Origin of the sequence: Paenarthrobacter sp. 2TAF44 (genome assembly GCF_052114885.1) — a bacterium.
In the GTDB taxonomy this organism is placed as follows: domain Bacteria; phylum Actinomycetota; class Actinomycetes; order Actinomycetales; family Micrococcaceae; genus Arthrobacter.
Genome location: NZ_JBFRFP010000043.1, coordinates 1 through 12,365, shown reverse-complemented (window position 1 = coordinate 12,365; position 12,365 = coordinate 1). Strand labels below are relative to the sequence as shown.

Annotated in this window: 13 protein-coding genes; 6 read left to right on the top strand and 7 right to left on the bottom strand. The window is 61.7% G+C overall.

Annotated elements, in window-relative coordinates; genetic code table 11:
* Nucleotides 1-395: 395 nt before the first annotated feature.
* From purB to AB4Z15_RS24405, 4 genes are all read left to right on the top strand, one after another.
* Entirely contained in the window at nucleotides 396-1,802 is a 1,407-nt protein-coding gene (purB, locus tag AB4Z15_RS24420; protein WP_442019319.1) for an adenylosuccinate lyase, read from the top strand.
* Nucleotides 1,803-2,027: 225 nt separating this feature from the next.
* The gene (locus AB4Z15_RS24415) at nucleotides 2,028-2,684 is read left to right on the top strand and encodes a histidine phosphatase family protein (RefSeq protein WP_442019318.1); all 657 of its coding nucleotides are present in this window, start codon (nucleotides 2,028-2,030) and stop codon (nucleotides 2,682-2,684) included.
* Between the two features lie 170 nt (nucleotides 2,685-2,854).
* The gene (locus AB4Z15_RS24410; protein WP_442004403.1) at nucleotides 2,855-3,358 is read left to right on the top strand and encodes a GNAT family N-acetyltransferase; all 504 of its coding nucleotides are present in this window, start codon (nucleotides 2,855-2,857) and stop codon (nucleotides 3,356-3,358) included.
* A 75-nt stretch (nucleotides 3,359-3,433) separates the two neighbouring features.
* Nucleotides 3,434-3,868 (top strand): acyl-CoA thioesterase, encoded by a 435-nt coding sequence (locus tag AB4Z15_RS24405; protein WP_224093181.1) that lies wholly within the window; start codon nucleotides 3,434-3,436, stop codon nucleotides 3,866-3,868.
* 126 nt (nucleotides 3,869-3,994) lie between these two features.
* Here the strand turns inward: AB4Z15_RS24405 and AB4Z15_RS24400 are convergent, their stop codons facing one another.
* The 5 genes from AB4Z15_RS24400 to AB4Z15_RS24380 form a co-directional block, all read right to left on the bottom strand.
* Nucleotides 3,995-4,744, bottom strand: coding sequence for an SDR family oxidoreductase (locus AB4Z15_RS24400; protein ID WP_442019317.1), 750 nt, complete (start codon nucleotides 4,742-4,744; stop codon nucleotides 3,995-3,997).
* A gap of 80 nt (nucleotides 4,745-4,824) precedes the next feature.
* Nucleotides 4,825-6,165, bottom strand: a complete 1,341-nt coding sequence (locus AB4Z15_RS24395; RefSeq protein WP_442019316.1) for an MFS transporter — start codon at nucleotides 6,163-6,165, stop codon at nucleotides 4,825-4,827.
* Between the two features lie 55 nt (nucleotides 6,166-6,220).
* Nucleotides 6,221-7,234, bottom strand: coding sequence for a biotin-dependent carboxyltransferase family protein (locus tag AB4Z15_RS24390; protein WP_442019315.1), 1,014 nt, complete (start codon nucleotides 7,232-7,234; stop codon nucleotides 6,221-6,223).
* Nucleotides 7,231-7,998 carry a 5-oxoprolinase subunit B family protein gene (locus tag AB4Z15_RS24385; protein WP_442019314.1) on the bottom strand — a complete coding sequence of 256 codons (768 nt, stop codon included), beginning with the start codon at nucleotides 7,996-7,998 and terminating at the stop codon, nucleotides 7,231-7,233. Before AB4Z15_RS24385 ends, AB4Z15_RS24390 begins: the two co-directional genes overlap by 4 nt.
* A 1-nt stretch (nucleotide 7,999) precedes the next feature.
* Nucleotides 8,000-8,788, bottom strand: a complete 789-nt coding sequence (locus AB4Z15_RS24380) for a LamB/YcsF family protein (RefSeq protein WP_442019313.1) — start codon at nucleotides 8,786-8,788, stop codon at nucleotides 8,000-8,002.
* Between the two features lie 297 nt (nucleotides 8,789-9,085).
* Here AB4Z15_RS24380 and AB4Z15_RS24375 point away from each other — a divergent pair, with 297 nt between their 5' ends.
* Together AB4Z15_RS24375 and AB4Z15_RS24370 are read left to right on the top strand one after the other, a co-directional pair.
* Complete coding sequence (locus AB4Z15_RS24375) at nucleotides 9,086-10,030, top strand: LysR substrate-binding domain-containing protein (RefSeq protein WP_442019312.1); 945 nt, start codon at nucleotides 9,086-9,088, stop codon at nucleotides 10,028-10,030.
* A 123-nt stretch (nucleotides 10,031-10,153) separates the two neighbouring features.
* Nucleotides 10,154-10,375, top strand: coding sequence for a hypothetical protein (locus tag AB4Z15_RS24370; protein ID WP_442019311.1), 222 nt, complete (start codon nucleotides 10,154-10,156; stop codon nucleotides 10,373-10,375).
* A gap of 28 nt (nucleotides 10,376-10,403) precedes the next feature.
* On the opposite strand, the gene AB4Z15_RS24365 is transcribed toward AB4Z15_RS24370, so the two are convergent.
* Nucleotides 10,404-11,078, bottom strand: a complete 675-nt coding sequence (locus AB4Z15_RS24365) for a 4-carboxy-4-hydroxy-2-oxoadipate aldolase/oxaloacetate decarboxylase (protein ID WP_442019310.1) — start codon at nucleotides 11,076-11,078, stop codon at nucleotides 10,404-10,406.
* A gap of 11 nt (nucleotides 11,079-11,089) precedes the next feature.
* Nucleotides 11,090-12,298, bottom strand: coding sequence for an aspartate transaminase (locus tag AB4Z15_RS24360; protein ID WP_442019309.1), 1,209 nt, complete (start codon nucleotides 12,296-12,298; stop codon nucleotides 11,090-11,092).
* Nucleotides 12,299-12,365 lie beyond the last annotated feature (67 nt).

Genomic DNA, 12,365 nt, shown 5'->3' with positions numbered 1-12,365 from the left:
CTCGCATCAGTGCTGAGGCGTGAAGAGCAATAGTTGTCCTGTAAGCACTTCCGGCCGGCGACTGCCACTCTTCCAACTGGGTCCGCCGCAAGGATGTCAGCACAGAGTCCGTCTGATCCACGGAGGCCTTAATTCGCCAAGCGAGCCTCTGGACTTCGTGACTGCGAGAGGCGCACTCCAGGGGATCGAAGGTGGGTGGGTTGGCTGCAGGCATCAAGCCGACGCTCATGTCCGTGTACTCCATTGATTGTTCTGCTGATCGGTAGGTACGACGCTACGGAGCCGGGGAACCGGGCGGAAGCGCCGCCGTCGGCTATGTGGATAACGCAGGCCGCTGTCCACATAGCCAAGTCACCAACTCGGGCGCCTCCACGGAACATGAAAGAATAGGCCCCATGGCTGAATCCCCTCGCGTGTCCCTCGCTTCCGAACCCCTCGCCCTTGGCGCCCTCGATGGCCGCTACCGGGCCGCCGTCGCGCCCCTCGTTGATTACTTGTCCGAGGCCGCATTGAACCGCGATCGCGTTCACGTAGAGGTTGAGTGGCTGATCCACCTGACCAGCCAGTCGGTCCTGCCCGGCGCGGGTCCCCTGACGGACGAGCAGATTTCGCAGCTCCGTTCCATCGTCACCGAATTCAATGCCGCATCAGTCAACGAACTCGCCGAGATCGAGGCAGTCACCGTCCACGACGTCAAGGCAGTGGAGTATTACATCGGCCGCCGCCTGCCCGCGATTGGCATCGAAAACCTCACAGCCATGGTTCACTTTGGCTGCACGTCAGAGGACATCAACAACCTCTCTTACGCCGTTGGTATCAAGGGCGCCGTAGAGGATGTGTGGCTCCCCAACGCCACCGCATTGGTCCAGCAGATCGAGGCCATGGCCGAAGCCAACCGCTCCGTGCCAATGCTGTCCCGCACACACGGCCAGCCCGCCACACCCACCACGCTCGGCAAGGAACTGGCGGTCATCGCGCACCGCCTGAACCGCCAGCTGGCACGGATCGCCAAGACCGAATACCTCGGCAAGATCAACGGCGCCACGGGCACATACGCGGCACATGTTGCTTCCGTCCCGAGTGCCGACTGGGAAGCTGTTGCCAAGACCTTCGTCGAAGGATTGGGCCTTACCTGGAACCCGCTCACCACGCAGATCGAAAGCCACGATTGGCAGGCAGAGCTCTACGCCGATATTGCCCGCTTCAACCGCATCCTGCACAACGTCTGCACGGACATCTGGAGCTACATCTCCATCGGCTACTTCCGCCAGATTCCCGTTGCTGGCGCCACCGGATCCTCCACGATGCCGCACAAGGTCAACCCGATCCGCTTCGAAAACGCCGAGGCCAACCTGGAAATCTCCAACGGCCTGCTGGACACCCTGGGCGCAACGCTGGTTACTTCCCGCTGGCAGCGCGACCTCACGGACTCCTCCTCACAGCGCAACATCGGCGTCGCCTTTGGTCACTCCCTCCTGGCAATTTCCAATGTCGCCAAGGGCCTCAAGGCCCTCGACGTCGCCGAGGAAGTCCTTGCCGGCGACCTCGACACCAACTGGGAAGTCCTGGGCGAAGCCATCCAGATGGTCATGCGAGCTGAAGCCATCGCCGGCGTGGAAGGTATGGAAAACCCCTACGAGCGCCTGAAGGACCTCACCCGGGGCCAGCGCGTAGATGGCGCCCGGATGCAGGAGTTCGTGCAGGGGCTCGGCCTGTCCGCCGATGCCGAAGCCCGCCTGCTCGCTCTCACCCCGGGCAAGTACACCGGTATCGCTGACAAATTGGTGGACCACCTGAAGTAGCAATCAACGCTCGACGACGGCGGGCCGGGGCTTGGTGCCTCGGCCCGCCGTCGGCGGGCCCCTGGCGCTTTCCTGCCCACTTCGTCACCGAGCCACACTCTTCCAGGTGCGGAGAAACGGCGTGTCGGGGCGTTCGCTCGCGTTCACCGCTGATTGGCTGGAACCAACTGGGCGGGAACGCGCGGCCAGGACAGATAAGGCAACAACGTAAGGAGCGGAGCACCCATGAAGCTCCTACTGATCAGGCACGGACAAACCCCCGGCAATGTTGCTGGCCAACTGGATACGGCCTTTCCTGGCCCGGGACTGACGGAGCTCGGCGAGCGGCAAGCGGCCGCCCTGCCAGAGGCTCTTGCAGATGAGTCGATTCAGGCCCTCTATACCTCCACGCTGCTCCGGACCCAGCGGACGGTGATACCGCTCGCCAAGGCCACGGGACTGGAACCGGAAATCCTGAACGGCGTCCATGAGATTGAAGCTGGTTCGTTGGAGAAGAAGACGGATCATGAATCGCATTTGCGGTACATGAGCACGGTGTTCGCCTGGTCCGACGGCGACCTCGACGTTCGCATGCCGGGCGCCTTCAACGGCCACGACTTCTTTGCCCGCTTCGATGCCTCGGTGGAAAAGGTCGCGGCCGCGGGCCATTCGACGGCGGCCATTGTCAGCCATGGAGCCGCAATCCGCTGCTGGGCAGGTCGCAGGGCCGAGGATATCGACACTCTCTTCGCTGAGACCCATCAATTGCCCAATACGGGAATCGTGGCGCTGGAAGGCGATCCGGATTCAGGCTGGCGCGTGCTGCACTGGGACCAGATTCCCGTGGGTGGGCTCGCCTTGGCAGACCAGACGGCCGAGGACCCAACGGGCGAGGCGTTGTGAGGCCCGCTCTGCGCGCCAAATCCACCCGAAAGTGCGCAGAGCAGGCCCCGCAATGCAGGAAATTCAGCAATTCTCCCGAAGCTTACGCGCAGGAAACACGGCGGTAACCACAGCTTCCTAGGCTTAAGACGCATAAACACCTCAGCGAAACCAAGCGAAATGAGGCATTGATGCAGACCAACCCCCGGCTCAACATCCGGCAGGTCACCTGGGCGAACCCGGTAGGCGCTGACCTCCGCGCCGCGCAACAGGCTGAACTGGATGCCCGGTTCGGAACAACGGATCACGAGCCCGGTCCCCCGCCCACCGAAGCTGACACTGCGGTTTTCGTTGTGGCTTACGAGAAATCCTCCGGACAACCGCTCGGATGCGGCGGCCTGAGGATGTTGGACGAGAACACAGCTGAGATCAAGCGTCTGTACGTGGTTCCCTATGCGCGGGGTTCAGGAGTCGCGAGCTCCATCCTGGCCGCGCTCGAAGCACAGGCCCACTCACACGGTTTCAGCGTGATAGCAGCTGAGGCAGGATCAGCCCAGTCTGATGGACGGAGCTTCTACGTGAGTGCTGGATTCGCCGAAGTTCCCAATTTTGGCCCTTACGTCGGCGTAAACGGGTCTTACTGCTACTCCAAGCGGATCAACTCCCACAGCGCCTCCCGCACGGCGATGGCGTAAACGCCTGAGACTCAGCACCACTCAAGCGTCGCGCAACATCAAGCACACCCTGCGGTAGTCAGATAATCTCGAAAAATGGAAAAAGCAGACATCACCTTCCGCACCCGCAAATGGGTGCGGCCCGAGGACCTTAATGCCAACGGCACACTCTTCGGTGGAAGCCTGCTGAAGTGGATCGACGAAGAGGCAGCGATCTACGCCATCCTCCAGTTGGGCAATGGCCGCGCGGTCACCAAGTACATCTCCGAAATCAACTTCGTGAGCTCAGCGGTTCAGGGCGACCTCATAGAGATGGGGCTGACGGCCAAACGCTTCGGCCGCACCTCCTTGACCATGCGCGCCGAGGTCCGGAACATGATCACCCGGCAGAGCATCCTGACCATCGAGGAAATCGTGTTCGTGAACATGGGCGCCGATGGCCGCCCGCAGCCCCACGGCTACACGGAAATCACGTATGACCGGGACCGCATCCCCACCCATCACCTGACAGAAACACTGCACGAGGACTGAACCACGCGCCGTCGGGCGTTACTGGCTAAACGAGAGCTGGTTAAACGGGTGCTGGCGGCCGCGAAAACGCGGCCGCCAGCTTGTATTTCCGGTGAGGGAGTGAATCACCGGAATCTGAGGGGCGCCTTAGCGCCGGTCGAACGTCAGGCCGCCGGGTACCTGGAACGTCGGCATGAGCTCAAGCATGCCCACGTTGACGTGGCGGGGCGTTTCGATAGCGTAGTCCAGGGCATTCACGATGTCGTCCGTGGTCAATGACTCGTAGCCCTCGTAGTACGTCTTCCAGGCTTCTTCCATGGCCTCGGGTGTGCCGCCCATATTCCGGCCGAAAATTTCTGTCTCCACGCGTCCCGGGCAAATCTCGGTGACGCGGATCCGCTTACCCACGGTGTCGTTGCGAAGCTGGCGGGAGATCTGGTGCACGGCAGCCTTGGTGGCGTGATAAACGGTGTGGCCATAGAAGTTGTAGGTGCCGGCGATCGAGCTGATGTTGATGACGTGGCCAAGGTCCCGCTCCACCATGCCCGGCAGCACCAGGCGGGTGAGCTGAAGCAGACCGCGGAGATTCACGTCCACGAGCTCGTCGATATCCTCTTCGGACGAGTCCAGAATGTTCCCCGGCCGGGAAACCCCGGCGCAGTTCACCAGGACGTCCACGCTGAGGTCATTCACGACGGCGGCCAGCGCGGCTGTGTTGGTCAGGTCCACTACGTGCGGGATCGCCCCGGTGCGGTCGGCCAATTCGGCAAGGCGTTCCTCGTTGCGGGCCACGGCGTGAACCGTCAGGCCGCGCTTGGCGAGTCGTTCGGAAATGGCTGCACCCATTCCGGTTGACGCTCCGGTGACGAGAGCCGTGGTGTAGTCGGAAAAAGTCATTGGGTTCTCCAAACGTGGGGAATCGGTGGTGCTTCTGCATCCGGCTGGGCCGGACGCAGAAGCCCAAAGGTCGGTAGTTGCTAAGCGTCGCGCAGCGGCTCGTGGGCCCGGTCCTTGACCGTGCTGACGGCGATGAGCGTGCCGAGTGCTGTGATTACTGCGTAGAAGGCCGGCATGTAGATGTTGCCCGTGCTGCTGATAAGCCAGGTCATGAGCAGCGGGGCCGTGCCGCCGAAGAGTGCGGACGAGATGTTGTAGCCGAGGCCGTAAGCAGAGTACCGGACCCGTGTGGGGAACAGTTCGACGATCAGGATGTGGATGACTGCGGTATGTCCAGCGAAGACGACTGCCATGATGCAGGCACCGAGGATTGCCAGGCCCATTTGGCCGGTTGCAATGAGGGCGTACGAGGGGATGCCGAGGGCTGCCATGGCGATGGCGGAGCCGGCGATAACCTTCTTGCGCCCCACGCGATCCGACAGCGCACCCATGAACGGGATCGCGATGCAGATGACAACCAGGCTGCAGGCAGTCACCAGGAGCGCCTCGCCGATGGTGAAATTCAGCTGCTTGCCCTTGAGGAACGTGGGCATGTAGGAGAACAGGACGTAGTAGCCCGAGCCATTCATGAGCGGGATGAAGAGGGCCAGGAGCATGGCACGGCGGTGCTCGGCGGATTTGAAGGCTTCCTTCAGCGGGTTCTTGGAGAGTCCGCCCTCTTCCTTGAGCTTTACGAAGTTGGGGGTATCGGCAATGGCCTTGCGAATGTACCAACCAATGATGCCCATGGGGATGGCCACAAGGAACGGGATGCGCCATGCGAAGGAACCGAAGCCACCTGCGTCAATGGCCGCCTGCGTGAGCCAGGGGGACATGGAGAACGCCACAAGCGTACCGGTGAGCAGTGCTGCGAAGGAGGCAATCTGCGCATAGGAGGTGATGATGCCGCGCTTACCCTCAGGAGCGTGCTCAGCGAGGAAGGTCATGGCACCGGCAGCCTCGCCGCCCACTGAGAAGCCCTGAAGCAGACGCAGGAGAACCAGCAGAATCGGAGCCGCAACACCAATGGCCGCGAATGGCGGCAAGAGGCCGATGCCAGCGGTGGCAACACTGATCAGGAGGATCACAAAGACCAGTAGCTTTTGCCTGCCGATCCGGTCTCCGAGGTAGCCACAAACAACAGCGCCGAGGGGTCGCACGAAGAACGAAACGGCGTATCCAGCGAACACGAAGAGCAGGGCGTTGTCCGGGTTACCCGGTGCCAGGAAGACGAGCGCCAGCGTGCCCGCCATGAAGGCGAAAATGCCGTTGTCGTACAGTTCCACGAAGATGCCGACGCAACCTGCGGTGACAACTTTGCGGGTTTGGCGGCCCGTGAGCCGCTCATGCTGCGTGGGCGCAGTGTTGGTGCTTGCGGTCATGACTTTTCCTTACTAGATGAGCGTAGCAACGCCTACTGGTATGACGACAGGGTCTTTAGCTGCATGCCGCAACTGGTAGGTCCTGCCACTGGGGACGGCATCCGATGCCGAGGAGTCCGAAGACGGTGTTGACGGATTCGCGGAGGGTTTCGAGCTGCGCCCGCGAGCGCCGATGGGCGGCAGTTGCTTCTGCCACTGTGGTTTTCCGAAAACGGACTTTGTCCCCTGACCGTGCTTGGGCCAGGACATCCAGTCCGGCGCTGGTTACTACTGCGAGTACCGGATACCCGGCGGTGACGCCGCGTCCCCGGTGCAGTACCAGCAGTTCTTCCCTTGAAGGAACCTCGACGGCGCCCACTGGCACGCCGCGGGAAAGCACCTCACCGCTGGAGGTTCTTTCCGGAAGGTCTCCGCCAAGCCGCAGGCCAATGTGGTTGCTGCGGCCGCTGACGGTGTACTCCGAAGTGAAGAGCAGTTCACCGGATTCGCCAAACTCGGCGATGTCCGGTCCGTCGGTCACGTCGACCGACAGGTCTGATCCCATAGTTGGCCGTTCAAGGCCCAACCGGAAAAGGGGGAGGTCGAAGTAAGGCTGGCGTACCGGCCCCACGCTCCGACGGATGGGAAGGCTGGTACCTTCCTTGAGCTGGAGTCCAAAGCCCACCACGGTGTCCGGGGCTACACTGCCAAGCAGCGTGTCTGCCTCGATGGAACCATGGATAGCGAGGTAGGCGCGCAGTCCGCCATGAAGTCGACGAATGGACACTGATTCTCCCGCCCTCACTGACACCGGTTCCCATTGGCTCGATGGGCGACCGGCGACGGTGAACGTGAGAGGGGTTCCGGTGACTGCGATCAGGATGTCAGTGGTGGCTTTCATCCGAAAGTCGAGGGCCGTGATCTCGATCAGCGCATCGTTGTCCAGATTGCCCACCAAAATGTTTGCCGCTCGGGCTGAGTACTGGTCCAAAGCTCCGTTAACCGGCAACCCGAAACGGGGGCCGCGTGTACGTCCGAGGTCCGTGACGACCGAGTTGCCGGGCTGCTGGATCAGGATTCCGCCGTTCATGGCCGCACTCCAGATGCCGAGGGAGCCAGCTCCAGCGGAGCCAGTTCCAGCGGCTCCAATTCCAGGCCTGCGTAATTGTTGAAGTCCTCGGGATGGATCTCCCGGAAACGCAGGATGTCGCCCGGCTTGTACGGGACCAACGGTTCCCGGCGGATGTTCAGGACTGACAAGGGGGTTTGGCCAATGACACACCAGCCACCGGGGGCCACAGCCGGAGCGATGACGGCTTGGCGGCCGGCGACTGCAACAGCACCTGCCGGAACACTCAGCCTGGGATCTTTGAGGCGGGGTACGGGCTTGGGGAACGCGGGCCCGTCCATCATGGGCGAACCTGCAGGCGCACCCAGGCAACGAACCGTGTACGTTTTCTCCGTGTGGAGCCGGATGACTTCCTCGGTATCAATCCCCTGATACAGCGCAACGCGCTCCAGGTCCGGCCCGTAATGGCCGCCATAGACCACGGGAACATCGAACTCGCGGGGAGCCGTTGCCGGTTCTCCCGTACGTCCAATTTCAAGCAGTCCGAGTTTCACGAATGCCCGTACCTGCCGGGCGGAAACCAGAATGGGATCGAATTCAACGAGTACCGAATCGTATGTGGGAACCGCGCCGTGAAGGCCTTCGGCTCCGCAGTTTTCCAGCCACTGGGCCAGTCCATGCACTGTAAGCCAGTTCTCTTCGCTTGCCTCCGAGATCGCGACTACACGCAGTGCGGAGTCTCCGGATTCGTAGACTTCGGTGGGGACCGCTGTAAGCACGGACATGTCAGGCCACCTTCCTCTTGGCATCCATGACCTCGGCGAGCGGGGCGAGGCGGACACCCGCTGAGACGAGCTCCGAGCGGATCAAGCGGGCGAGTTTGACGGCACCGGGGTTGTCCCCGTGCAGGAGGACGGTGTCGACGTCGATATCCATGTCCACGCCGTTGGCGCAGCGGATCTTCCCGTCGACCACCATGCGCAGGGTCCGCTCCAGGATCTCTGCGGGATCATGCAATACGGCACCGGGCTGGCTGCGGGGAACCAACGTGCCGTTCTCCTGGTAGGCCCGATCCACGATACCTACGATTGCAACACCGAGTCCGCCGGCACGGGCGGCGGTGGCCAGCTCGCCTTCCTGCGCCACGACGATGAGTTCGCTATCCACCCGCGCTGCCGCCTCCGCAACTGCCTGGGCGTAGTCGGCGCGCACTGCCACCAGGTTGCCGAGCCGACCGTGCGGCGCGAGATGGGTGACCTTGGTGCCGTGGAACGCGGCGAAACCGTTGAGCGCACCCAACTGGTAGAGCACATCGTTCTGAACCTCGCTGGCGGAGAGGGCCATATCGCGCCGGCCGAAACCTCGCAGGTCCGGGAAGCTCGGATGCGCACCGATGCCAACCCCACGGCGAACACATTCAGCAACAGTGGTTGCCATAATGTCCGGATCACCGGCGTGGAACCCGCACGCAATATTGGCACTTGTGACGATCTCTAGGAGGTCGGAGTCGTCGCCAATGGTGTAGGCGCCAAATCCCTCTCCGAGATCCGCTACAAGGTCAATTGTCGGGTTCACGTGATTCTCTTTCCGTGATTGTTATTTCGTAGGGAGAAAAGCGGGCAACTGTCTCCGCAGGGGATAAATAAATTCCAGGGAATACCCTGCGATTTCTACAATCCGCATCGTGGCCTGAAGTTCTTCCAAAAGTCTCGCACCGCCCAACGACGTTGCACAAAGACCTAATAGCTATCCCGTAATAGCTCTCCGTTATGACGTGCACCACCCTGTACTGTGGCGTGGGTCCCAGTGCTGCCGGATAGAATTTCCTTATGGCATGCCACCCGGGGACGTGGCCCCTCCAGGAAGGCAGACATGGATACGCGCAAACTCGCATACTTCGTGCAAATCGTTGACTCCGGGAGCATCACCAAGGCAGCTGCTGCCCTCCATGTTGCCCAGCCGGCCCTTAGTCAGCAGGTGTCTGCGCTGGAAAATGACCTCAAGCAGCGCCTGCTGATCCGCAGCAAGCAAGGCGTTGAACCCACCGCAGCGGGACACACCCTCTACCGCCACGCCCAGTCGATTCTGCGCCTGGTTGAACAGGCCCGGCAGGACGTGGCCACCTCAGGCGCCGCACCCTCCGGCAGGGTTTCCATCGCGATCGCGCCTTACAGTATGGCGTCGAGCCTCACGCCCAGGATCATCAGCGAAGTCGGCCGACGCTACCCGGACATCGTGCTCCATTTGACCGAAATTTTCGGCGGCGTCCTGAGCGAGGCCATCAAGAACGGACGCCTCGACATGGCACTGATCTATGAGCCGGGAAAGATCCGGGGCGTGCAATTTACCACCATGATCGTCGAAGACCTCCACCTGGTGGTCCACCCTGACGTGGATGTCAACCACGGCAAGGACACAGTCACTCTTGCGGAAGCGAGCACGGTGGGCCTGTTCCTTCCGGAGAAGAACCACACTTTGCGCCAAATCATCGAGAAGGGCCTTGCAGATCACGAGCTACCGCTCCGCCTGGTGGGCGAAGTGGAGTCCGTACCCTCCTTGACCAGACTCATCCAGGCAAACCTTGGCGGCACGGTCCTGCCCAAGTCTGCGGCCGATGCCCTCTTCCCGGACCAGGACTTCAAGGTGCTGCGGATCGTTGAGCCCGGGCTGCAAAGCAAAATCGCCCTCTGCACTCCAGACCACGAGCCACTGTCCGAAGCCGCCTCGGCGGTGCTCTTGGTGGTCAAGGAGATGCTGCATCAACAACTCATCAGCAAGTACGGCGCCGACCCCGTCCAGTTGCCGGCCCATCCATAACAAACACTTATCCGGACAGACAGCTTTGGTCTTATTCAGCAGCGTTTTAATTTCCTAGTATCGAATTAGCAAGAAATTCGAAGCAGCTCACGGATTCCGCGGGCAAGTTCAAAGGAAACAACGGTGAAAAGGATCAGCACAACCGGATGGGTTTCGAATCCAACCCGCGGAACGATGAGCGCACGAACAGGATTTCACTGCCCACGAAATGGCTTTTGGCGTCCAACCGGTGGCATTGGTGAACCATTGTTCGTCTTCGAGGGAAGCCTGATGCCCGCCCACGCCGGCAACAGCATCGAATGGCACTTGGTGGACACCCGCCCCGGACACGCCGGACTCGACTGAGCCCCTCAAGCCCGCCCATTGCGGACGGTTAGTCTTCGACCAGCAGGCCCTTGGCCTTCAGCTTCTCCGTCAGGCCGCAGAGCTCAATGGTGTTGCCGCCGTCGTGGTAGAGCTTGATGAGTTCACGCTCGTGGTCGTCGCGGGCCTGGGACAGTGCAATGACTTCCTCGGCCTCCTCACGGCGGACAACCACCACACCGTCGGCGTCACCGCGAAGGATGTCGCCCGGGTAGATGATTTCGTCGCCGAAGACGAGYGGRTGATTGATCGGGCCGAGCGTTTCCTTGACTGTGCCYTTGATACTGATACTGCCGGAGAAGACCGGCAAGCCGAGTTCGATCAGGTCCTGCGTATCCCGCACACCGGAATCGGTGACCATCGCGGCAATGCCCTTGGCCTTCATGGCGTTGCCAAGAACATCGCCGAAAGTGCCGGCCTCAGCCATTTCCTTGGCACTCACAAGGACCACATCGCCGGCCTGCGCATAGTGGATGGCGACCTGGAGCATCAGGTTGTCCTGCGGTGCACAAGCGACCGTGACGGCCGGTCCGCAGAACGACATGGAGCGGTCGATCGGTTTGATCCTGGAGCTCAAAGCCCCTCGACGGCCCTGTGCCTCGTGAATGGTCGCCGAGGAAAAGGCAGCGAGGCGGCTAACGACGTCGGCGGCCGGGCGCTCAAACTTGGTCTTAACGTGGATCATTTCGGGTTCCTTCAGTTGAGGGCGTTAACGGCGTCGCGGATCGAGTCCACGCCGGCATTGATGGTCTCCAGCGATGTGGCGAAGGAGATCCTGAAGTATGGGCCCAACCCGTAGGCCGAACCCTGGATGACTGCGACGCGGGCAGCGTCCAGCAAGTAAAGCGTGAAGTCCTGGTCGTTCTCGATGACGTTGCCGTCGGGCGCCGTCTTGCCGATGACGCCCGCGCAGTTCACGTACGCGTAGAAGGCACCTTCCGCTGGAGCAACGGAAAGCCCATTGATGGCGTTCAAACCCTCGACAGCGGCGTCCCGGCGTTTGCGGTACACCTCCACACTGTCGCGGACGAAGGACTGATCTCCGTTGAGCGCCGCTACGGCCGCGGCCTGGCTGATGGACGACGGGCACGAGGAGGTCTGCGATTGCAGTTTGTTCATGGCCGCGATCAAAGGGGCCGGGCCCACGCCGTAGCCAAGGCGCCAGCCGGTCATTGCATAGGCCTTGGAGACGCCGTTGACCAGGAGGATCCGGTCCTTGAGCGCCGGCACAGCCGTGACCAGACTGGTGACGCGGCCATCGCCGAAGTGGATTTCGTCGTAGATTTCGTCCGTGAGGATAAGGACGTGCGGGTGCTCCTCAAGGACGGCTCCGAGTGCTTGCAGTTCCTCGCGGGAATACACGGCGCCGGTCGGGTTGGACGGAGCGTTGAGGATGAGCCACTTTGTTTTGGGGGTGATGGCTTTTTCCAGGGCACCCGGAGTCAGTTTGAAGCCTGCATCTTCCCCGCACGGGACGATCACCGGGGTGCCGTCGTTGGCCAGGACCATGTCTGGATAGGAAACCCAGTACGGCGCCGGGACGATCACTTCGTCGCCTGCATTGAGCGAGGCCATGAGCGCAACGTAGAGGACCTGCTTGGCACCCCCACCCACGGTCAACTGGTTCGGTTCGTAGTGGTGGCCAGTGTGATTTTCGATCTTGCGCAGGATGGCGGTCTGCAGCTCGGGCGTCCCGGTCACCGAGGTGTACTTGGTCTCGCCGGCCTTGATCGCCTCGATGGCTGCGGCCTTGATGTGGTCAGGGGTGTCGAAGTCCGGCTCGCCGACGGTCAAGTCGATGATCGGGATGCCTTCAGCTTTTAGTTCGCGGACGCGGGCGGCGGCCGCAACGCTGGCTGAGGACTTGATGCGGGTGACCCTCGACGCCGGCAGGTAGTCGGACATGTCTCCTCCAGGAATGTGGAACCCAGGACGCGCGGATTCACGCATCCCCTTTTTCGAGACTAGGGAT

Bases quoted from the DNA above. Each gene is read 5' to 3' on its own strand.
- purB (WP_442019319.1), top strand. From the start codon at position 396: ATGGCTGAATCCCCTCGCGTGTCCCTCGCTTCCGAACCCCTCGCCCTT.
- AB4Z15_RS24415 (WP_442019318.1), top strand. From the start codon at position 2,028: ATGAAGCTCCTACTGATCAGGCACGGACAAACCCCCGGCAATGTTGCT.
- AB4Z15_RS24410 (WP_442004403.1), top strand. From the start codon at position 2,855: ATGCAGACCAACCCCCGGCTCAACATCCGGCAGGTCACCTGGGCGAAC.
- AB4Z15_RS24405 (WP_224093181.1), top strand. From the start codon at position 3,434: ATGGAAAAAGCAGACATCACCTTCCGCACCCGCAAATGGGTGCGGCCC.
- AB4Z15_RS24400 (WP_442019317.1), bottom strand. From the start codon at position 4,744: ATGACTTTTTCCGACTACACCACGGCTCTCGTCACCGGAGCGTCAACC.
- AB4Z15_RS24395 (WP_442019316.1), bottom strand. From the start codon at position 6,165: ATGACCGCAAGCACCAACACTGCGCCCACGCAGCATGAGCGGCTCACG.
- AB4Z15_RS24390 (WP_442019315.1), bottom strand. From the start codon at position 7,234: ATGAACGGCGGAATCCTGATCCAGCAGCCCGGCAACTCGGTCGTCACG.
- AB4Z15_RS24385 (WP_442019314.1), bottom strand. From the start codon at position 7,998: ATGTCCGTGCTTACAGCGGTCCCCACCGAAGTCTACGAATCCGGAGAC.
- AB4Z15_RS24375 (WP_442019312.1), top strand. From the start codon at position 9,086: ATGGATACGCGCAAACTCGCATACTTCGTGCAAATCGTTGACTCCGGG.
- AB4Z15_RS24360 (WP_442019309.1), bottom strand. From the start codon at position 12,298: ATGTCCGACTACCTGCCGGCGTCGAGGGTCACCCGCATCAAGTCCTCA.